Source organism: Klebsiella sp. DY2415 (assembly GCF_026314315.1).
Classification (GTDB): Bacteria; Pseudomonadota; Gammaproteobacteria; order Enterobacterales; family Enterobacteriaceae; genus Klebsiella; species Klebsiella ornithinolytica.
On sequence record NZ_CP111115.1, the window covers coordinates 434476 to 455024 of the forward strand.

The 20549-nt window shown below is 56.2% G+C and carries 21 protein-coding genes; 11 read left to right on the forward strand and 10 right to left on the reverse strand.

Features of this window, described 5'->3' with window-relative positions:
* Nucleotides 1-7 precede the first annotated feature (7 nt).
* From dam to trpS, 4 genes are read left to right on the forward strand one after another with little or no spacing between them, the layout of a single operon-like run.
* A complete protein-coding gene (gene dam, locus OQV00_RS01955) occupies nucleotides 8-832 on the forward strand; it encodes an adenine-specific DNA-methyltransferase (RefSeq protein WP_004868446.1) in 825 nt (274 codons plus the stop codon).
* A gap of 16 nt (nucleotides 833-848) precedes the next feature.
* On the forward strand, nucleotides 849-1526 hold the full coding sequence (gene rpe, locus OQV00_RS01960; RefSeq protein WP_004868444.1) for a ribulose-phosphate 3-epimerase: 678 nt from the start codon (nucleotides 849-851) through the stop codon (nucleotides 1524-1526).
* The gene (gene gph / locus OQV00_RS01965) at nucleotides 1519-2280 is read left to right on the forward strand and encodes a phosphoglycolate phosphatase (protein WP_004868442.1); all 762 of its coding nucleotides are present in this window, start codon (nucleotides 1519-1521) and stop codon (nucleotides 2278-2280) included. The genes rpe and gph overlap by 8 nt, the downstream gene beginning before the upstream one ends.
* Nucleotides 2273-3277 carry a tryptophan--tRNA ligase gene (trpS, locus tag OQV00_RS01970; protein ID WP_015585618.1) on the forward strand — a complete coding sequence of 335 codons (1005 nt, stop codon included), beginning with the start codon at nucleotides 2273-2275 and terminating at the stop codon, nucleotides 3275-3277. Before gph ends, trpS begins: the two co-directional genes overlap by 8 nt.
* A 120-nt stretch (nucleotides 3278-3397) precedes the next feature.
* On the opposite strand, the gene cysG is transcribed toward trpS, so the two are convergent.
* From cysG to nirB, 3 genes are all read right to left on the reverse strand, one after another.
* The gene (cysG, locus tag OQV00_RS01975; RefSeq protein WP_266279770.1) at nucleotides 3398-4771 is read right to left on the reverse strand and encodes a siroheme synthase CysG; all 1374 of its coding nucleotides are present in this window, start codon (nucleotides 4769-4771) and stop codon (nucleotides 3398-3400) included.
* A 155-nt stretch (nucleotides 4772-4926) separates the two neighbouring features.
* Complete coding sequence (gene nirD / locus OQV00_RS01980; protein ID WP_004868437.1) at nucleotides 4927-5253, reverse strand: nitrite reductase small subunit NirD; 327 nt, start codon at nucleotides 5251-5253, stop codon at nucleotides 4927-4929.
* The gene (gene nirB, locus OQV00_RS01985) at nucleotides 5250-7793 is read right to left on the reverse strand and encodes a nitrite reductase large subunit NirB (RefSeq protein WP_004868435.1); all 2544 of its coding nucleotides are present in this window, start codon (nucleotides 7791-7793) and stop codon (nucleotides 5250-5252) included. The genes nirD and nirB overlap by 4 nt, the downstream gene beginning before the upstream one ends.
* 239 nt (nucleotides 7794-8032) lie before the next feature.
* On the opposite strand from nirB, the gene OQV00_RS01990 reads away from it, so the two are divergent.
* Nucleotides 8033-9358 carry a cytosine deaminase gene (locus tag OQV00_RS01990; RefSeq protein WP_015585619.1) on the forward strand — a complete coding sequence of 442 codons (1326 nt, stop codon included), beginning with the start codon at nucleotides 8033-8035 and terminating at the stop codon, nucleotides 9356-9358.
* On the opposite strand, the gene tsgA is transcribed toward OQV00_RS01990, so the two are convergent.
* Nucleotides 9355-10539 (reverse strand): MFS transporter TsgA, encoded by a 1185-nt coding sequence (gene tsgA, locus OQV00_RS01995; protein WP_004868431.1) that lies wholly within the window; start codon nucleotides 10537-10539, stop codon nucleotides 9355-9357. The two genes, OQV00_RS01990 and tsgA, sit on opposite strands and share 4 nt — an antisense overlap.
* 276 nt (nucleotides 10540-10815) lie before the next feature.
* Here tsgA and ppiA point away from each other — a divergent pair, with 276 nt between their 5' ends.
* From ppiA to argD, 5 genes are all read left to right on the forward strand, one after another.
* Complete coding sequence (gene ppiA / locus OQV00_RS02000; RefSeq protein WP_004868429.1) at nucleotides 10816-11385, forward strand: peptidylprolyl isomerase A; 570 nt, start codon at nucleotides 10816-10818, stop codon at nucleotides 11383-11385.
* A 107-nt stretch (nucleotides 11386-11492) separates the two neighbouring features.
* Entirely contained in the window at nucleotides 11493-11660 is a 168-nt protein-coding gene (locus OQV00_RS02005; RefSeq protein ID WP_071359808.1) for a YhfG family protein, read from the forward strand.
* On the forward strand, nucleotides 11650-12240 hold the full coding sequence (locus OQV00_RS02010) for a putative adenosine monophosphate-protein transferase Fic (protein WP_127673516.1): 591 nt from the start codon (nucleotides 11650-11652) through the stop codon (nucleotides 12238-12240). The genes OQV00_RS02005 and OQV00_RS02010 overlap by 11 nt, the downstream gene beginning before the upstream one ends.
* Before the next feature lie 44 nt (nucleotides 12241-12284).
* Entirely contained in the window at nucleotides 12285-12848 is a 564-nt protein-coding gene (pabA, locus tag OQV00_RS02015) for an aminodeoxychorismate synthase component 2 (protein ID WP_004868423.1), read from the forward strand.
* A gap of 89 nt (nucleotides 12849-12937) precedes the next feature.
* Nucleotides 12938-14158 (forward strand): bifunctional acetylornithine/succinyldiaminopimelate transaminase, encoded by a 1221-nt coding sequence (gene argD / locus OQV00_RS02020; RefSeq protein WP_004868421.1) that lies wholly within the window; start codon nucleotides 12938-12940, stop codon nucleotides 14156-14158.
* Here the strand turns inward: argD and OQV00_RS02025 are convergent.
* Together OQV00_RS02025 and crp are read right to left on the reverse strand one after the other, a co-directional pair.
* A complete protein-coding gene (locus OQV00_RS02025; RefSeq protein ID WP_004868420.1) occupies nucleotides 14148-16226 on the reverse strand; it encodes a YccS/YhfK family putative transporter in 2079 nt (692 codons plus the stop codon). The genes argD and OQV00_RS02025 overlap by 11 nt on opposite strands.
* Nucleotides 16227-16278: 52 nt before the next feature.
* Nucleotides 16279-16911, reverse strand: a complete 633-nt coding sequence (gene crp, locus OQV00_RS02030) for a cAMP-activated global transcriptional regulator CRP (protein WP_000242758.1) — start codon at nucleotides 16909-16911, stop codon at nucleotides 16279-16281.
* Nucleotides 16912-17217: 306 nt separating this feature from the next.
* Here crp and OQV00_RS02035 point away from each other — a divergent pair, with 306 nt between their 5' ends.
* Nucleotides 17218-17622 (forward strand): OsmC family protein, encoded by a 405-nt coding sequence (locus OQV00_RS02035; RefSeq protein WP_266279774.1) that lies wholly within the window; start codon nucleotides 17218-17220, stop codon nucleotides 17620-17622.
* A gap of 80 nt (nucleotides 17623-17702) precedes the next feature.
* Here OQV00_RS02035 and OQV00_RS02040 read toward each other — a convergent pair whose 3' ends face one another.
* The 4 genes from OQV00_RS02040 to OQV00_RS02055 all read right to left on the reverse strand — a co-directional run bounded on the left by OQV00_RS02040 (nucleotide 17703) and on the right by OQV00_RS02055 (nucleotide 20504).
* Entirely contained in the window at nucleotides 17703-18569 is an 867-nt protein-coding gene (locus OQV00_RS02040; RefSeq protein ID WP_004868415.1) for a phosphoribulokinase, read from the reverse strand.
* A gap of 35 nt (nucleotides 18570-18604) precedes the next feature.
* Complete coding sequence (locus OQV00_RS02045; protein WP_004868412.1) at nucleotides 18605-18823, reverse strand: YheU family protein; 219 nt, start codon at nucleotides 18821-18823, stop codon at nucleotides 18605-18607.
* Nucleotides 18820-19842: a hydrolase gene (locus tag OQV00_RS02050; RefSeq protein ID WP_015585622.1), complete on the reverse strand. Its 1023-nt coding sequence runs from the start codon at nucleotides 19840-19842 to the stop codon at nucleotides 18820-18822. The genes OQV00_RS02045 and OQV00_RS02050 overlap by 4 nt, the downstream gene beginning before the upstream one ends.
* Before the next feature lie 209 nt (nucleotides 19843-20051).
* Nucleotides 20052-20504 (reverse strand): nuclear transport factor 2 family protein, encoded by a 453-nt coding sequence (locus tag OQV00_RS02055; RefSeq protein WP_004868408.1) that lies wholly within the window; start codon nucleotides 20502-20504, stop codon nucleotides 20052-20054.
* Between the last annotated feature and the right edge of the window lie 45 nt (nucleotides 20505-20549).

The window sequence follows — 20549 nt, forward strand, 5'->3', positions numbered from 1 at the left end:
AGGCAGCATGAAAAAGAATCGCGCTTTTCTGAAATGGGCAGGGGGTAAATACCCCCTGCTTGACGATATAAAGAAACACTTGCCGCAAGGCGATTGTCTGATTGAGCCCTTTGTTGGCGCAGGGTCGGTATTTCTTAATACCGACTTTTCTCGTTATATTCTGGCGGACATCAACAGCGACCTGATCGGTCTTTACAACATCGTTAAATTGCGGACGGATGAGTACGTTGCGGCGGCGCGTGAAATGTTTACGCCCGAGAATAACGCGGCAGAGCAGTACTATCAGTTCCGTACTGAATTCAACCAAAGTCAGGATCCGCTGCGTCGTGCGGTGCTGTTCCTGTATCTGAACCGCCATGGCTACAATGGCCTGTGTCGCTATAATCTGCGCGGCGAATTTAACGTACCGTTCGGCCGTTATAAGAAGCCCTACTTCCCGGAAGCTGAGCTGTATCATTTTGCCCAGAAGGCGCAGAATGCGTACTTCTACTGTGAGTCGTATGCCGACAGTATGGCGCGCGCGGACGGTTCTTCGGTGGTCTATTGCGATCCGCCGTATGCGCCGTTATCGTCTACCGCCAATTTTACGGCCTATCATACGAACAGCTTTAACGCCGAGCAGCAGGCCCATCTGGCGCAGCTGGCGGAGAACCTGCTGGAGCAGCGGGTTCCGGTTCTGATTTCCAACCACGATACGGCGCTCACGCGCGAATGGTATCGTCAGGCTAAACTGCATGTCGTCAAAGTTCGACGCAGTATCAGCAGCAACGGTGGTACACGAAAGAAGGTGGACGAGCTTCTGGCTCTTTACCGTCCGCCCAAGACTAAATAATTTCAAGGAGATGCGGATGAAGCAGTATTTGATTGCCCCTTCGATTCTGTCGGCTGATTTTGCCCGCCTGGGCGAGGATACCGCCAAAGCGCTGGCTGCAGGTGCGGACGTTGTGCACTTTGACGTGATGGACAACCACTACGTGCCGAATCTGACCATCGGCCCTATGGTGTTGAAAGCGCTACGCAACTATGGCATCACCGCCCCGATCGACGTGCACCTGATGGTGAAACCGGTCGACCGCATCATTCCTGATTTCGCCGCGGCGGGCGCCAGCATCATCACCTTCCACCCGGAAGCCTCTGAGCACGTCGATCGCAGCCTGCAGCTGATCAAAGAACATGGCTGTAAAGCCGGTCTGGTGTTTAACCCGGCCACGCCGCTGAGCTACCTTGATTATGTGATGGATAAGCTGGACGTTATCCTGCTGATGTCCGTTAACCCGGGGTTCGGCGGTCAGTCCTTCATCCCCCAGACTCTGGATAAACTGCGCGAAGTGCGTCAGCGCATCGATGCGTCGGGTTATGATATTCGTCTGGAAGTCGACGGCGGCGTGAAGGTCAGTAATATTGCGGATATTGCGGCGGCAGGCGCAGATATGTTTGTTGCCGGTTCGGCGATTTTCGATCGTCCGGACTACAAGGAGGTTATCGATCAAATGCGTAGTGAATTAGCAAAGGTTAGTCATGGATAAATTACACTCTGTTCGCGGTGTCGCCTTTGACCTTGACGGCACGCTGGTCGATAGCGCGCCGGGTTTGACGGCGGCGGTTGATAGCGCGCTCTATGCGCTGGAGCTACCGATGGCCGGCGAGGCGCGCGTCGTAACCTGGATCGGCAACGGTGCGGATGTTCTGATGGAGCGGGCCCTGAGCTGGGCGCGTCAGGAACGCGCAACCCAGCGTGCTGCGATGGGGAAACCCTCCGTCGATCATGACGATATTCCACAGGCAGAGCAGTTGATGGTGCTGCGTAAGCTGTTCGATCGCTACTATGCTGAAGCGGCGGAAGAAGGCAGTTTTCTGTTCCCGGCGGTGGCTGATACGCTTGGCGCACTGCATGCGAAAGGCCTGCCGCTGGCGCTGGTGACCAATAAGCCGACGCCGTTCGTTGCGCCAATTCTGGACGCGTTGGATATCGCGAAGTATTTTACGGTCGTCATCGGCGGCGATGATGTGAAGAATAAAAAACCCCATCCGGATCCCCTGCTGCTTGTGGCGCAGAAGCTGGGCCTGGCGCCTGCTGAGCTGCTGTTCGTTGGTGATTCGCGTAATGATATCCAGGCGGCTAAAGCCGCGGGCTGCCGCTCCATCGGGCTGACCTACGGATATAACTACGGCGAGTCGATCGCGCTCAGCGAACCGGACTACATCTTTGACCAGTTTAATGAACTCTTGCCCGCTCTTGGGCTACCGTATAGTGAAACTCAGGAATTGAAAAATGACTAAGCCCATCGTTTTTAGTGGCGCACAGCCCTCAGGTGAATTGACCATTGGCAACTATATGGGTGCGCTGCGTCAATGGGTGAGCATGCAGGATGATTATCACTGCATCTACTGTATCGTAGATTTGCATGCCATCACCGCGCGTCAGGATCCTGAGAAACTGCGTAAAGCGACGCTGGATACTCTGGCGCTTTACCTGGCATGCGGTATCGACCCGGAGAAAAGCACCATCTTCGTTCAGTCGCACGTGCCGGAGCACGCGCAGCTGGGCTGGGCGCTGAACTGCTACACCTATTTCGGTGAACTGAGCCGTATGACCCAGTTCAAAGACAAATCCGCGCGCTATTCGGAAAACATTAACGCCGGTCTGTTTGACTATCCGGTGCTGATGGCGGCGGACATTCTGCTGTATCAGACCAACCAGGTTCCGGTTGGCGAAGATCAGAAACAGCACCTGGAGCTGAGCCGCGATATCGCGCAGCGCTTCAACGCCCTTTACGGCGAGGTGTTTAAAGTGCCTGAGCCGTTTATTCCTGCCTCCGGCGCTCGCGTGATGTCCCTGCTTGAACCGACAAAGAAAATGTCCAAGTCAGACGACAACCGCAATAACGTGATCGGCCTGCTGGAAGACCCGAAATCGGTGGTGAAGAAGATTAAGCGTGCAATGACCGACGGTGACGAGCCGCCTGTTGTTCGCTATGACCAGCAGAATAAAGCCGGTGTTTCCAACCTGCTGGATATCCTCTCGGGCGTCACCGGGCAGAGTATTCCGCAGCTGGAGCAACATTTCGAAGGCAAAATGTATGGTCACCTGAAAGGCGAAGTGGCTGATGCGGTGTCCGGTATGCTGCTGGAACTGCAGGAGCGCTATAACCGCTTCCGTAACGACGAAGCGTTCCTCAATCAGGTGATGAGAGACGGGGCGGAAAAAGCCAGCGCTCGCGCGTCGCAAACGCTGAAAGCGGTCTATGAAGCCATTGGTTTTGTGGCTAAGCCGTAAGCGATAGCCGGGAGAGAAACAGAAAAGGGCGGGTCAATCCCGCCCTTTTGTATTTTCAGCATATGTGACGTTTGCCGGTCAGTTTCTCGGGGTTCGCGAGCCGAACCCGAAACGTCAGTATCAGTGATGGGAGAACCAGTTCAGCTTGTCGCGCAGGCTGACCACGCGGCCAACGATAATCAGCGCCGGGCTGGCCATCTGCTGCGCCAGAACATCCAGCCGATCTAAGGTGCCGGCGACGACTCTTTGGCTGACCGCCGTGCCGTTCTCAACGATAGCCGCGGGCATATCCGCCGCCATGCCGTGAGCAATCAGGTTCTCCCGGATAGCAGAGGCCTGGTTCAGCCCCATATAAAACACCAGCGTCTGCTTCTCTACCGCCAGGTTTTCCCAATCCAGCTCGCCGCCTGTCTTCAGATGGCCGGTGATCAGGCGGACGCCCTGGGCGAAATCGCGATGGGTTAACGGGATACCTGAATAGGCGGAACAGCCTGAAGCCGCGGTAATTCCTGGTACCACCGAGAAGGGGATCCCGGCGTTGCACAGGGTTTCCAGCTCTTCGCCGCCGCGGCCAAAAATAAAGGGATCGCCACCTTTCAGGCGCACGATGCGACGTCCATTCTGCGCCTCGCGCAGCAGGATCTGGTTAATCTCTTCCTGCGGCACGCAGTGATAGCCCGCGCGTTTACCGACGAAAATCCGATCGGCGTCGCGACGTACCAGATTCATAATGTCGTCAGAGACCAGGCGGTCATACACCACGACGTCCGCCTGCTGGATCTGCTGGAGCCCTTTGAGAGTCAGCAGTCCGGCATCGCCGGGACCGGCGCCGACCAACACCACTTCGCCACGGTGATCCAGCGGCTCTGTTAACAGTTGCTCGGTAGTATCGGCAACGGCCTGGCGGTCTTCATTGGCCAGCGATTGCGCCAGACGGTCGTTGATGAACAGCTTTTCCCAGAAACGTCGACGTTCGCCGACCGTCGCAAACTGTTTTTTCACCCGCGACCGCAGCTGGCCGGCATAGTGGGCCAGCTGGCCTAAGTGGAGCGGCAGAATCGACTCCAGCTTTTCCCGCAGCAGCCGCGCCAGCACCGGTGAGGTACCGCCAGAGGAGACCGCGACCATCAGCGGCGAGCGGTCAATGATCGACGGCATAATAAAGCTGGCCTGCTGCGGCGCATCGACCACGTTACAGAATATCCGCCGTGCCTCTGCCGCGTCGCTGACCTGCTGATTGACATCCTCATCGTCGGTGGCGGCGATGGCCAGCCAGCAGGTGTCGAGAAGCGTCGGGGTGAACGGCGCTTGCACCAGGGTCAGCATCTGTGAATCGGCCCACACATGGAACTGCGGCGAGAACCCCAGCGCGTTGACCGTGACTCTGGCGCCGGCATCGAGCAGCAGGCGCGCCTTGCGTTCGGCAACATCACCGCCGCCGACCAGTAAGCAGTCGCGGCCGCGCAGCTGACAAAAAATAGGTAAGTGATCCACGGAACATCCTCGCAGCAAGCAGTGGGAGAGGGATAAGCGGTCGTAGCATAGCAGCAGAGGGTTGGCACAATATACGATTTTTCGGGCGCCTACCGCTTAGTTGGCATAAGAAGAAAATATGGTTCCCGCCGGAGCGCGGCGGGAACCTCAGGGCATCATGCCTTCAGCTGAACGTTGCCGTCTTTCACGCGCGCATCGAAATGCGCAATGGAGTGGCTTGCATCTTCCATGCACAGGCCGTCGCGCAGACGGAAGCGCTGTTTCTTCAATGGGCTGGCGACCCACAGCTCACCCTCATGCTCGGCAATGATGCCTCGCGACAGCACGCTGGCATTGAAGAACGGGTCGATATTGCTGATCGCATAGACCCGATCGTCATGGTAAGGCCGGAACAGGGCGACCTGCTGCTGACCCAGCAGCGCACAGACGCCGGTTGCAGGCAGAATATCGTCAATCTTGCAGATGTTTACCCACTGGCTCATGCGTTCTCCTCCACCAGAGTGACCGGGATACGCTCATACGGCGTCGCCGGACGGTGCTGCTCGCGTTCCGGTACGACCTGGACATTCGGGTCGCGCTGGTTGCTGTTGATAAAGTGTTTGAAGCGGGTTTGTGCCGCCGGATTGTTGACCGTCTCGGTCCACTCACAGGCGACAGCGGCACGCAGACGCGCCAGCTCTTCTTCCAGGTGGGCGTTCAGGCCCAGCTTGTCGTCGATAATGACGCTACGCAGGTAGTCGATGCCGCCTTCCATGTTGTCTAACCACGGCGCGGTACGCGTCAGCTTATCGGCGGTACGGATATAGAACATCATAAAGCGATCGAGATAGCTGAGCAGCGTTTCGCGGTCGAGATCGGCAGCCAGCAGGTCGGCGTGACGCGGCTTCATCCCGCCGTTGCCGCAGACATATAAATTCCAGCCCTTCTCGGTGGCGATAATCCCCACATCCTTACCCTGCGCCTCCGCACATTCACGGGTACAGCCGGAGACGCCAAACTTCATTTTATGCGGCGTACGGATGCCTTTGTAGCGATTTTCCAGCTCGACGCCGAAGCCCACGCTGTCGCCGACGCCGTAGCGGCACCAGGTGCTGCCGACGCAGGTTTTCGCCATACGCAGCGCTTTGGCATACGCGTGGCCGGTTTCGAAGCCCGCTTCAATCAGCTGACGCCAGATTTCAGGCAGGTCGTCTTTTTGCGCGCCGAACAGGCCGATACGCTGGGAACCGGTGATTTTGGTGTAGAGATTATATTCGCGCGCGATGCGCCCTACGGCCACCAGACCTTCCGGCGTAATTTCGCCGCCGGCGGAGCGCGGGATAACCGAATAGGTCCCGTCTTTCTGGATATTGGCGAGGAAGTTATCGTTCGTATCCTGCAGCGGCGTATGCTGAGGCTTGAGAATGTACTCATTCCAGCAGGAGGCCAACAGAGAGCCAACGGTCGGCTTACACACTTCGCAGCCGTAGCCTTTTCCGTGTTTCGCCAGCAGCTCTTCGAAGGTTTTAATCCCTTCTACGCGAATCAGGTGGAACAGCTCCTGGCGGGAGTAGGCAAAGTGTTCGCACAGATTGTGGTTCACTTCGATCCCCTGTTTCGCCAGCTCCGCGTTCAGCACCTGGGTCACCAGCGGAATACAGCCGCCGCAGCCGGTACCGGCTTTGGTTTCTGCTTTCAGCGCGGCGACGGTATGGCAGCCTTTGTTGATGGCGGAAATCAGCATCCCTTTAGTCACGTCGAAGCAGGAGCAGATTTGCGCGCTGTCCGGCAGTTTATCGACGCCGATTGACGGCTTACCGCTGCCGGCGTGTGCCGGCAGAATCAGCGAGTCCGGGTTTTCCGGCAGTTCAATACCGTTGAGCACCAGCTGCAGCAGATTGCCGTAATCGCTGGTGTCTCCGACCAGCACCGCGCCAAGCAGGGTTTTATTGTCTTCGCTGACGATCAGTCGTTTATAGACTTCTTTGCTTTCATCAAGATAGACGTAGCTGCGGGCGCCAGGCGTGCGGCCATGCGCATCGCCGATGCCGCCCACGTCAACGCCAAGCAGCTTCAGTTTGGCGCTGAGATCGGCCCCGATAAAGCGGTTGTCGTTGCCGAGGAGATGGTCGACGGTCACCTGGGCCATTTTATAACCCGGCGCCACCAGACCGTAGACGCGGTTGTTCCAGCTGGCGCATTCGCCGATAGCATAGATATCCGGATCGGAGGTCTGGCAGGTGTCATTGACCACGATACCGCCACGCTGCGCCACGGCCAGACCGCATTGGGTCGCCAGCTTATCGCGTGGACGAATACCGGTTGAGAAGACGATAAAATCAACCTGCAGCTCGCTGCCATCGGCGAACTGCATGGTTTTTCTGGCCTCGCTGCCCTGCTGGACAATCTCTTTGGTGTTTTTGCTGGTATGGACCTTCACGCCCATACTTTCGATTTTACGCTTCAGCTGCTCGCCGCCCATATTATCCAGCTGTTCGGCCATCAGCATGGGGGCAAATTCGATGACATGGGTTTCCACACCGAGGTTTTTCAGCGCGCCGGCGGCTTCGAGGCCCAGCAGGCCGCCGCCGACGACGGCGCCGCGTTTGCTGCGACGCGCGCAGGATTCAATCGCGTTCAGATCTTCAATGGTGCGGTACACAAAGCAGTCCTGAGTGTCCGCGCCTTTGATTGGCGGGATCCACGGATAGGAACCCGTCGCCATCACCAGCTTGTCGTAAAATACGGTGCGTCCCGCGCTGGAGTGAATCACTTTCTCCTGGCGGTTAATGGTAATAGCGCGTTCACCGATCAGGACTTTAACGCCATGTTTCTCGTAAAAACCTTCACGGACCAGCGAGAGCTCTTCGGCGGTGTGATGGGAGAAGTAAGACGACAGGTGGACGCGGTCGTAAGCGATACGGGGTTCTTCACAGAACACGGTAATGTCGAACTGTCCGGCAGGCGCCTTATCAAGAAGCTCTTCGATAAAGCGATGGCCAACCATGCCGTTACCGATAATAGCGATTCTGACTTTGCTCATTTTTGCCTCGATTTCTTTTCTATTACCGCCTACCTTAACGATTCAGCCAGTACACTTATTGATACAAATCAAGATCGCCCGCGCCTACCACTTAATGGGTATGCTTATGATTTTCCTGGATTTTTATAAGTTATGGAAAACTCAGGCTTTTCCTTGTTGTTGCTTTTGTGTACAAAATGGATGCGGGGGAATGTTTATGGGTTGGGCGAAAAAACGGCATATTCACGGGAGTCATCAAGATGACAGCAGTTCCGCTTTGGTTGATTGAGAACGTACGTTTGCCCGATCGCGAAGGGCTATGGCAGATCGCGATAGATAAAGGCTGTTTTGGCGATATCACCCCGATGGGCGATGCGCGCAGCGAAAGTTATGAAGTGCTCAATGCCCGCGGTGGGCTCGCGATCCCGCCATTTATTGAACCGCATATTCATCTCGATACCACCCAAACTGCCGGCGAGCCAAACTGGAACCAGTCCGGGACGCTGTTTGAGGGGATTGAGCGCTGGGCAGAACGTAAGGCGCTATTGAGTCACGAAGATGTGAAGGCCCGGGCGTGGAAGACGCTGAAATGGCAAATCGCCAACGGGATTCAGTTTGTCCGCACGCACGTTGACGTGTCTGACCCGACGTTGACGGCATTAAAGGCGATGCTGGAGGTGAAACAGGAGGTAGCGCCATGGGTAGATTTGCAGATAGTCGCCTTCCCCCAGGAGGGGATCTTATCCTACCCCAATGGTGAGGCCTTGCTGGAGGAGGCCCTGCGGCTCGGGGCCGATGTGGTCGGCGCCATTCCGCACTTTGAGTTTACCCGCGAGTATGGCGTGGAATCGCTGCATATCGCGTTCCGTCTGGCGCAGCAGTATCAACGCCCGCTGGATATTCACTGCGATGAAATTGACGACGAGCAGTCGCGGTTTGTCGAAACGGTGGCGGCTCTGGCGTTGAAAGAGGGCATTGGCCCACGGGTTACGGCCAGCCATACCACCGCGATGCACTCCTATAACGGCGCCTATACTTCGCGGTTGTTTCGGTTACTAAAGCTCTCGGGAATCAACTTTGTTGCTAACCCACTGGTCAATATTCATCTCCAGGGGCGTTTTGACGATTATCCAAAGCGCCGTGGCATCACCCGGGTGAAGGAGCTGATGGCGGCGGGTATTAACGTTTGTTTCGGTCACGATGATGTTTTCGACCCGTGGTACCCGCTGGGCACCGGCAATATGCTGCAGGTGCTGCATATGGGGTTACATGTCTGTCAACTGATGGGCTATCAGCAGATTAACGATGGGCTGAAGCTGATTACCGACAACAGCGCCCGCACCTTTGGTCTGCACGATTACGGTATTGTGCCGGGCTATCCCGCGAATCTGGTTATTCTGCCGGCGGAGAATGGCTTTGAAGCGGTTCGCTGTCAGGTACCGGTTCGCTGGTCGATTCGTCAGGGACGGGTGATTGCCACAACGCAACTGGCGCAGACCTGGATCCAGACCGACAGAGGAGGAGAGGAGCTGTTCTTTAGTCGAAACAGCCCCTTCACTGACGCAAAGGGGCCAACAAAGGCTTAGTGGGAGGCCGCAGCCGCGTTGTGCTGGCGGTGGCGGGAGACGAAGCCAAGGATTAAGCACATCACAAAGACCACGGCGTAGAGGCCGTTAGCGGTGTGCAGCGCTGCCAGCGGGCCGCTGGCAGCCACAATCGGACCGGTCACCACGAAGGTCAGCATTGTGCCGATGGTGCCGCAGGTAAGTACAAAGTTCACCAGTTTCGGCGACGCGACTTTGGTTTGTAGCGAACCCAGCGTAATAAGCGAGGTGTAAATCGCGCTGGAGAAGAAGCCGAGGGTCAGAATAAACCACGGCATATGCTCCGGTGAACCGTTGATGAACAGGTACATCAGCACGGTGGCGAGACCAGCCAGTACGGTCAGGATGCGCTGCAGGTCGAAGAAGCGCAGGATGAAGCTGAACGACCACATACCAATCATGTACGACATCCAGAAATCACTCACCAGCTTACCGCCATCGGCCAGGCTCATGCCCAGGGTCTTGGCATACTCCGGTACCCAGGAGATAAAGCCCAGCTGACCGAGGATGTAGCACAGCGCCGCAATTGCGAGGAACAGCACGCCGATGCCCCATTTTTCTTTCACGACCGGCTGGTTATCCTGCTGTGCTTTTTTGCCAAGAACCGGGAACTCACAGCCGAAGGTCAGAATAAAAATGGCAACGTAGACCAGCCCAATGCAGGCATAAACCCAGTACCACTCGATACTGCGGGCCAACAGGAATGCGGCGACCATCGGGAAGATCATCCCCGCCATGCTGAAGAAGGAGTCGGTAAACAGCAAACGCGCGCCACGCTGGCGGCCTTCATACATATGGGTGATCAGGAAGGTCCCGATCGACATGGTGATCCCGCTGACCAGCCCCAGAACGAACATGGACGCGGAGAACAGAGCCAGGCTGTGGCTAAACATCAGCCCGGCAACGGCCAGGACCATCAGAATGAAGCCAAAACGCAGCTGGGTTTTCAGCGGCACAATTTCCATCAGCCAGGCGTTCAGGAAGATAGAGATCAGGATACCGGCGTTGAGGAAAGTAAAGGTGTTGCTCATACTGGAGACGGGCAAATGGAAATAATCGGCGATATTTCCCATCACCATTCCGGTGACGATCACCAGCGCGCCGGTGAGGGCGTAGGAAAAGAAGCTGATCCATGTGAGCTTGATACGATTGCTGTTAGTCATGACTGGCCTGTGAATAGAAATGTAAAGCGCATTGACTGCGCCAGGGCGGACAGATTTTATTCATTCGAGTGATGTAAGCAAACGTTTATTATGCAATGAAATGCTTTTTGCATGGATTAGTGTGATTTGGATCGCCTTTATTTATCGCGCTGGTCAATGCGTGCGCCGTAACAACTATTTCAGCTACGTAAAATTAGGTAAAAGGCTGGCCCAGGATGCAAAGGCTCTTTAGAATCAAAGCACTTGCTTTTTATTCTGCTCCGTTAAGGAATTCCCATGCTCAAATCAACTCTGGCGGCGGTGGTTGCCGTTTTCGCCATTTCAGCTTTCTCTCCGGCAATGGCAGCGAAGGGCGATCCTCATGTACTGCTGACGACGTCTGCGGGCAATATTGAGCTGGAGTTAAATAGCCAGAAAGCACCGATTTCCGTGGATAACTTCCTGAAGTACGTGAACAGCGGCTTCTATAACAATACGACCTTCCATCGCGTGATTCCGGGCTTCATGGTGCAGGGCGGCGGCTTTAACGAACAGATGCAGCAGAAGCAGCCGAACCCGCCGATTAAAAACGAAGCCGATAACGGTCTGCGCAATACCCGCGGTACTATCGCAATGGCGCGTACCGCCGATCAGGACAGCGCTACCAGCCAGTTCTTCATTAACATTGCGGACAACGCCTTCCTTGACCACGGGCAGCGTGATTTTGGCTATGCGGTCTTCGGCAAAGTGGTGAAAGGCATGGACGTGGCGGATAAGATTTCCCAGGTTCAGACGCACAACGTCGGACCGTACCAGAATGTACCGTCCAAACCTGTCGTTATCCTCTCAGCGAAAGTCCTGCCGTAAGCCTTTCTGTGCGCGGGTAACATTGCCCGCGCCTCGTCGGCCTCTCTGCGTAACCTGAAATTGCTGCTTATACTTGTGGCAAACAGGGGACGATAAGGGAGGCGACCATGCGTTCACTCACCGATAAGCAAAAAGCCCAGCTCTGGGAACAGACCCGCAATGTGAATTTTCAGGCCAGCCGTCGCCTGGAGGGGGCAGCGATCCCGCTGGTGACGCTGACTGCCGAGCAAGCGCTGGCGCGTCTTGCCGAGATCAGGAGGCGCCATGAGCAGTAAATATGGCGACGATCGCGACCCTTACCTCTACCCTGCGCTCAATGTGATGCGTAACCGTCTCGGTATTCGTCAGGCGCAGCGGCTGGAGCAAACGGCCTGGGAAATCACCTCCCTGCGTGCGGCGACGCTGCCGCTGGGACCGCGCGGCCGCGGGCTACCCTACCTCTGTTTCATTCATCATCAGCTCTATCAGGATATCTTCGACTGGGCGGGGCAATTCAGAGAAGTCGATATCTATCAGGGGGATACTCCTTTCTGCCATTTTGCGTGGATTGAGAAAGAGGGCAATGCGCTGATGCGGGCGCTGGAGGAAGAGGGCTACCTCAGCGGAATCAGCCGCGCGGCGTTCGTCACGCGTCTGAGTTGGTACTACGGGGAAATCAACGTCCTGCACCCGTTTCGCGTCGGTAGCGGCCTGGTTCAGCGAATTTTCTTTGAACAGTTGGCTCTTCACGCCGGGTTTGTGCTCGACTGGCGGGATATCGACCCCGATAGCTGGAGCCAGGCTAACCAGCTGGGGGCGATGGGCGATCCCGAACCCCTTGAGCGGATCTTTCGCAAAGTGGTAAGCGAAGCGTGAGAATCTGAGTAGAATAGCCCGGTTTTATTCTTTCCGGAGCCGCTATGATCCTGCTTATCGACAACTATGATTCTTTCACCTGGAACTTGTACCAGTACTTCTGTGAACTGGGGGCGGAAGTGCTGGTCAGGCGCAATGATGAGCTGACGCTTGAGGAGATCGCGGCGTTGATGCCGGAGAAAATCGTGATCTCTCCCGGGCCCTGTACGCCAAATGAGTCAGGCATTTCGCTGGCGGTGATTGCTCGTTATGCCGGTCAGGTTCCGCTGCTGGGCGTTTGTCTTGGCCATCAGGCCATCGCCCAGGTCTTTGGGGCCACTATCGTGCGAGCGGCGAAAGTGATGCACGGCAAAACTTCTCCCATCTATCATAACGGGCAGGGGGTCTTTCAGGGGCTGAATAATCCGCTGACCGTTACTCGCTACCACTCTCTGCTGATTGATCCCGCGACGCTTCCTGAATGCTTTGAGGTGACGGCCCGCAGTGAAAGCGGAGAGATTATGGCGATTCGCCATCGGGAGTGGGATCTCGAAGGGGTACAGTTCCACCCGGAAAGTATTCTCAGCGAGCAGGGACATCAACTGCTGGCAAACTTCCTCAATCGATGATTTGTAGTTGCCATTGACTGATTTTTTATGCATATTTTGTGATTAGATTATCACAATAATGACCGCATAACGAAGAAGGATGGCATGACATGGCAACTGAGCAACCGGTAATTACCCGCGCCACATTCGATGAAGTTATTCTGCCGATTTATGCACCGGCAGAATTCATCCCGGTCAAAGGTAAAGGTAGCCGCGTATGGGATCAGCAGGGCAAAGAGTACGTTGATTTCGCGGGCGGGATTGCGGTGACGGCGTTAGGTCATTGTCATCCGGCTCTGGTCGCGGCGCTGCATGAGCAGGGCGAAACCTTGTGGCATACCAGCAATGTCTTTACCAACGAGCCGGCGCTGCGTCTGGGTCGTAAGCTGGTGGAGGCCACCTTCGCCGAACGCGTGGTGTTCATGAACTCCGGCACCGAAGCGAACGAAACGGCGTTCAAGCTGGCGCGCCACTACACCATTACCCGTCACAGTCCGTATAAGACCAAAATCATCGCCTTCCATAATGCCTTCCACGGCCGTTCGCTGTTCACGGTATCGGTGGGCGGGCAGCCAAAATATTCTGATGGCTTCGGCCCGAAACCGGCGGACATTATCCACGTGCCGTTTAACGATCTGCATGCGGTTAAGGCCGTTATGGACGATCATACCTGCGCGGTGGTTGTGGAGCCGATTCAAGGAGAAGGCGGCGTGATGGCGGCGACGCCGGCGTTCCTGAAAGGACTGCGCGAACTCTGCGATGAGCATCAGGCGCTGCTGGTATTTGATGAAGTTCAGTGCGGCATGGGGCGTACCGGTTCGCTGTTTGCATATATGCACTATGGCGTGACGCCGGACATTCTTACCAGCGCCAAAGCGCTGGGCGGTGGCTTCCCGATCAGCGCCGTACTGACCACCAACGATATTGCCAGCGCATTCCACGCCGGTTCCCACGGTTCGACCTACGGCGGTAACCCGCTGGCCTGCGCCGTGGCCGGGGCGGCATTTGACCTGATTAATACCCCGGAGGTGCTGGAGGGCGTGAAGGCGAAGCGCGAGCTGTTTGTGCAGCATCTCCAGCAAATTGACGCGCAGTTTGACCTGTTCAGCGATATCCGCGGTATGGGGCTGTTGATTGGCGCGGAGCTTAAGCCGCAGTATAAGGGCCGGGCTCGTGATTTTCTCTATGCCGCGGCAGATGCCGGCGTGATGGTGCTGAATGCCGGGCCGGATGTGATGCGCTTTGTCCCTTCGCTGGTCATCGACGAGCAGGATATTGCCGAAGGCATGGCCCGCTTTGCCCAGGCGGTAAAGCAGGTTCTTAACGCTTAATCGCGCGTAGCCAGATGCCGTGATGCGGGCGCTGACGCCATGCCACCGAGGAGATGGTGTGCATGGTGTTCAGATGGTCGAGGATCCGCTGCAGATGCTGCTCCATCGTACTTAACGGCCCCCGGCTCACCTCCACATCCTGCGACTCCATAATATTGACATCGCCAGCGCTGCCGGGACCATCGGAATCCAGCCGCTGCTGGCAACGCTGGAGCGCAATCTCACAAGATTCCAGATAGCGTCGGGCCAGCTCCGGCGTCAGCATCGTATGCTCGCGGGCCAGGGTGGTCATCGCGTTGATATGCTCAACAATAAACTGGCTGTGGGTGACCCACAGTTTCATGTCGTCAAGATAGTGTGTGTTAAAACCGGGTTCCTGCATGGCCTGATTCAGCGAGTTATACAGCGAGTTATGTGCCTGATTGACGCGCATCCGGCGATAGGCCAGCGCCGGAGCCTGATGATCGTCGCTAAGAATCAGCCTGATCGCTTCCTGATCGGCTTCCAGCGCGTCGTGAGCGTTCTTACGCAGTAGCCCGCTTTGCCATTGCGGCCATAGCCAGACCATGCCGCCAAAGGCGATAAGGCAGCCGATAAGCGTATCGATAAGCCTGGCGACAATATACTGCTCGCCGTTGAGCGTCAGAAGCTGCAGGGTATACACCGCCGTCACGGTAAAGCCAACCATCGCCCAGCCATAATGCTTGCGGATAATCAGGTAGCTCAGCAGCGTGACGAGCAGCATCGCGGAGAGCGTATAACCCTCCGGGACATGGAAGTGCAACGCCAGTCCGGCGATGGCCAGACCGGCAAGCGTACCTGCCGCCCGATGGACGATACGTACCCGCGTCGCGCCGTAGCCGTTTTGGGTTACAAAAAGCACCGTCATCAGGATCCAGTAAGGCTTGGGAAGGTTCAGGGCACTTCCCATCAGGCTCGCGGCCGTTAACATCACGCAGATACGCGCAGCGTTACGTAACGCCGGTGATTTTAACGAGAGATAGTTTTTTAGCGCGGGCAGCAGCGGCAGACGGCGCTCTTTATCCGCCATCAGGTTGCGAGCGTACAGCGGGCGCTGGGTACGCAGCACCCGGGCTATTCGGCTGAAGTGCCAGGCGCAGAACTGCCCTACCGGGTTGTCCGGATGCTGCCAGGCAATTTTCTCCAGCGCGCCGATCTGCTTATCCATGTTAAAGCGCTGCGGATAGCGGTGGTACAGGATGTCATCGGCCAGCACCCGCAGGCGAGCGGCAACGGTTTGCGCGTTCCAGCGGATCACCGCCTCGGCATGGCTGCGCTCTACCAGTTTTTGTACTTCTTCGGGTTGGTGCAGGCTGACGGAGATATGTTCCTGCAAATCCAGCGCCATCTGAAACGCCCGCAGCAGGCGCTTGTGGTCATTGCGCTGGTTCGCCGCCAGCATATGCATCTGCTGGTAGCATTGGGTGATCAGGTCCACCACCTTCTGCTGGCGCGTGAGCAGCGGCGGCAGTGAAGTGGTGGGATCGATATGCTGGGTCAGCAGGCTGTATTTGGCTTCGCAGTAGTTAGCCAGCTCGCGATAGAGCAGGCTCAGCGATTCGCGCAGCGGCTGCTCGCGCCATAGCCAAAACCAGAACCAGTTAAACAGACCGTACCACAGCGTCCCGAGGGCGTAGATCAGCAGTGGCTCCCAGACGGGCATGTTTCCGGCAAGGCTCAGGGTAAAGATCGCGGCAATCAACGAAGCGGGCAGAAGCCTGGCGTGCAGAGAGCTGATCTCCGCCGTTACGCCGAGCAGCAGCGCCAGGCCGCTGAGAATCAAAGGTAGCGGGATCGCCTGCTGAAGCAGAAGCTGGACGACCAGACTACAGCCGGCGAACAGCGAACCGCCAATAATCAAGCGTTTAAAAAAACGTTTGTGCGGCGTATCCAGACCGGCGACGTTACAGCAGGCGGGCACCAGCGAGAACAGCAGACCTTGCTGTAAATGACCGAGGAGGAGGCCGATTGCGACAGGCAAACACAACACCAGCGTTTGCCGCAGTGCATAGTTGACTTCCGGGTGGTAAATCAGCCTGCGCCACATAGAGGGAAAACAAAAACGGCGTATTGCGCAAGCAATACGCCGTTTTATCGACTTAACGCGTACCGTATACGACGATAGTTTTACCGTGTGCGGAGATCAGGTTCTGATCTTCCAGCATCTTCAGGATACGGCCAACGGTTTCGCGGGAACAGCCAACAATCTGACCAATTTCCTGACGGGTAATTTTAATTTGCATACCATCAGGGTGGGTCATCGCATCCGGCTGTTTTGCCAGGTTCAACAGCGTCTGAGCGATGCGCCCGGTGACGTCGAGGAAGGCAAGGTTACCCACTTTTTCTGAGGTCACCTGCAGACGGCGAGCCATCTGCGACGACAAGCGCATCAGGATATCCGGGTTAACCTGAATGAGCTGACGGAATTTTTTGTAGGAGATTTCGGCCACTTCACATGCGGTTTTCGCACGTACCCAGGCGCTACGCTCCTGGCCTTCTTCAAACAAGCCTAATTCACCGATGAAATCGCCCTGGTTGAGGTAAGAGAGGATCATCTCTTTACCTTCTTCATCCTTGATGAGCACAGCCACAGAGCCTTTGACGATGTAGTACAACGTTTCTGCTTTTTCACCCTGGTGGATCAGCGTGCTTTTAGATGGGTACTTATGAATGTGGCAATGAGACAAGAACCATTCGAGGGTAGGGTCTGTTTGCGGTTTGCCAAGCACCATGCGCGGTTATCCTCTGTTATAAGCTATCTCCGGGTGCCGACACTACACGGCATCCGGGCATGCAATCGTATTGTTTCCCTATGCCTGGGAAACGGGCTGGTGATTTTTCTTCAGCCTGTAATGTGAACTCCTCTGCATACATGCAGTACATCAATGTAATACTGTAGCATCCCGACTGTTTTAGCATAGCTTTTGCCGCATGTCTCCTGGTGTCTCGCTTCAGCATGATGCAGGTCGCCTTCCGTTGCGAGAATTGTTATGTACGCGTAATCTGTCAGGAAAATTGCAACCTTGGAGTTAAATTTTATGCAAGCTCGTGTGAAATGGGTTGAAGGGTTAACCTTCATCGGAGAGTCGGCGTCAGGTCACCAGATTCTGATGGACGGCAACTCCGGAGATAAAGCGCCAAGCCCAATGGAGATGGTGCTGATGGCGGCGGGCGGATGCAGCGCGATCGATGTCGTGTCTATTTTGCAGAAAGGTCGTCACAACGTGACTAACTGTGAAGTCAAGCTGACGTCTGAACGTCGGGAAGAGGCGCCGCGTCTGTTTACCCATATCAACATGCATTTTATTGTCACCGGCAAGGAGCTGAAAGATGCGGCCGTCTCCCGTGCGGTGGATCTGTCGGCGGAGAAATACTGCTCGGTGGGGCTGATGCTGCAAAAAGCGGTGAACATCACCCACTCGTTTGAGGTGGTAGAGGCGTAATGCCAGATACCCGGTGGCGCGATGCTTACCGGGTTGACACCGTCTTGCAGGCCGGCGCAAGCGTAGCGCCGGCCGCGAATTTAAATTGCTTTGCCTTCCATCAAGCGCTCCACCAGCGGCGTCATGATGAGCTCCATCGCCAGCCCCATTTTCCCGCCAGGCACCACCAGCGTATTGATATGCGAGATAAACGAGCCCTGTAGCATCGCCAGCAGCCAGGGAAAATCGATATCCGGTAGGTTGCGGAAGTGGATCACTACAAAGCTTTCATCCAATGACGGAATGCCCTTCGCCGCAAACGGGTTGGAGGTGTCGACAGTGGGGACGCGCTGGAAGTTGATATGGGTGCGCGAAAACTGCGGTGTGATGAAGTTGATATAGTCTTCCATTGAACGGACCACGGAATCCATCACCGCTTCACGGGAGTGACCTCGTTCACTGGTATCGCGGATGAGCTTCTGAATCCATTCCAGGTTGACGATAGGCACCACGCCAACCAGCAGGTCGACATTCTGCGCGACGTTATACTGCGGCGTGACAACCCCGCCGTGCAGCCCTTCATAAAACAGGACATCGGTCGGTTCCGGTAGCGGTTGCCACGGTGTGAATGTGCCCGGTACCTGATTCCACGGCACCGCCTCATCATAGGTATGCAAATACTTGCGCGACTGGCCGCTACCGTTACGCCCGTACTCAAGGAAGGTGTTTTCCAGCAGGCCGAAGTCGTTGGCTTCCGGGCCGAAGTAGCTGATGTGTTTCCCCTGATCGCGCGCTTTGCGGATCGCCATGTCCATTTCCGGGCGGGTATAGCGATGGAAGCTGTCGCCTTCTACCTCCGCGGCACGCAGGTTTAGCTGGGCGAAAATTTTACGAAAGGCGAGGCTGGTGGTCGTGGTTCCCGCGCCGCTGGAGCCCGTGACGGCAATCACCGGATGTTTGGCAGACATAACAACTCCCAGATTAAACGATGTGTGGCGCCGCCTTAGCCGTGAAACTGCTTGCGGGGCATGATGTTGACCGTCTCGTGCAGTTCTGACCACACCAGCACGGCTTCTCCGCTTTTCAATTGCTGTTTGACGTCGGCGACTTTATCCGCCAGCGAGCGTTCATGTTCACCATAATCGGTGCCTTCACGCAACACAAAGCTTTCGATCAGGTTATCCAGCGTTTCGGGATCCAGATCGTGCCAGGGAATAATCATTTTTGTGCTCCCAACCAACGGGTTAACCAGTCCGGGATACGCTTTTCCAGCCACATTTCCGGTTTGCGCAGCGTGCCGCCGACGAATCCGACGTGTCCGCCATTTTCGGTCAGCTGATACTCGACGTTTACCGGGAGCTGCTCTTGCGGCGGAATGGAGTGGTGGTCCATAAAAGGATCGTCCTTCGCATGAATGATCAGCGTCGGTTTCGTAATGTCGCTGAGGCGCGGCATGGCGCTGCACTGGCGATAGTAGTCCAGCGCATCGGCGAATCCGTGAATCCTGGCGGTGATCATATCGTCAAACTCGCGGATGCGGCGCATACCTTTGAGCTGGCGGAGATCAACCGGTAGCGAGCCGGGATAGGCTTTCAGCTTACGCGCGGCGTTGGCCTTTAACAGATTGAGCAGATAACGCTGATAGACCCGGGAAAAGCCCTTGTCCATATGATAGCTGCAGGCTTCGAGCATGAACGGGGCTGAGACAATAACCGCGGCATCAAGCGGGACATTATCGCCTTCTTCGGCCAGCAGGCAGCCCAGCATATTCCCGCCCAGCGAATAGCCGACGGCAGCGGTCGGCACCGCACCCCATTCGCGTTGTAGCCAGTGCAGGAACCAGCGGCCATCTTCGGTTTCACCCGAATGATAGATGCGGTTATTGCGGTTGGGTTCGCCGCTACAGCCGCGGAAATGCATCACCACGCCCAGCCAGCCGCGCTGCATGGCTGCATGGATAAGGCCATGAGCATAGGGGCTGTGCAGGCTACCCTCCAGCCCGTGGAACACCACCAGTCGCGGTTTGTGTTGCGCCCCGGCGGGGTCTTCGCTCCACGCCAGATCGACAAAATCACCGTCCGGGAGCTCAAGTCGCTGCCAGTGCGGCGTGAATCCCAGCTTACGGCGAATCAGGCGCGGCAGCATGGTCTGCAGATGACGATTGCCCACGCCGCGCATAGGGTGAAACTCACGCGAGTCGTTTTCGGGGGGCGTCATTTCTGTGGGGGTGATTTCAACCATAGCACCAGAGCAGTTAATCATCTTATAAAACAGTATACCGCGCATGAAGTGCGCAGGTTATCCAATATGTGGTCTTGCGGCCTGTGCTATAGGTTACACGAAATTGAAGCCGGATGAGGACTGCTCTTGCGGGATAAAGATGGCACGCTGCCCGGGAAGGCTGGAAGGGGAAACAGCCACCGCCAGGAGCGAATGGCTGTGGGGCTGGCTTAAAACATGCTGTTGCCGCTGGCGGTTTTTTCCGGAACCGTCTGAATAACATCCCAGTGCTCAACGATCTTGTTCTGCGCATCGAGGCGGAAAATATCGATAATCGCCCGGGTGACGCCCGGCTCGCGGCCGGTGGACGCAACGTGCAGAACGACATAGTCGCCGTCGACAATCACGCGTTTAATCTCGCTGTGAGAGTCGGGGAATTTCTCTTTCAGAAAGGCGATGAATTGACGAAAGCCTTCGGGCCCATCCTTCGCACCAGGATTATGCTGGATATACTCGTTTCCGAGGTAGGTTTTTGCGGCATCAAAGTCTTTATCGTTCAACGCTTTATTATAAAAAGCGATGACGTTTTCTTTGTTTTTCAATTCGCTCGCGCTGTAGGCGGCAAAAGCGGAGTGGGTCAGGGCACAAAGCAGTGAGAGGGAGATAAGCGTTTTTTTTACCATGGCAATGCCTCTTCGCAGATGAGTGTTGCGGTTTATAGCAGGGGC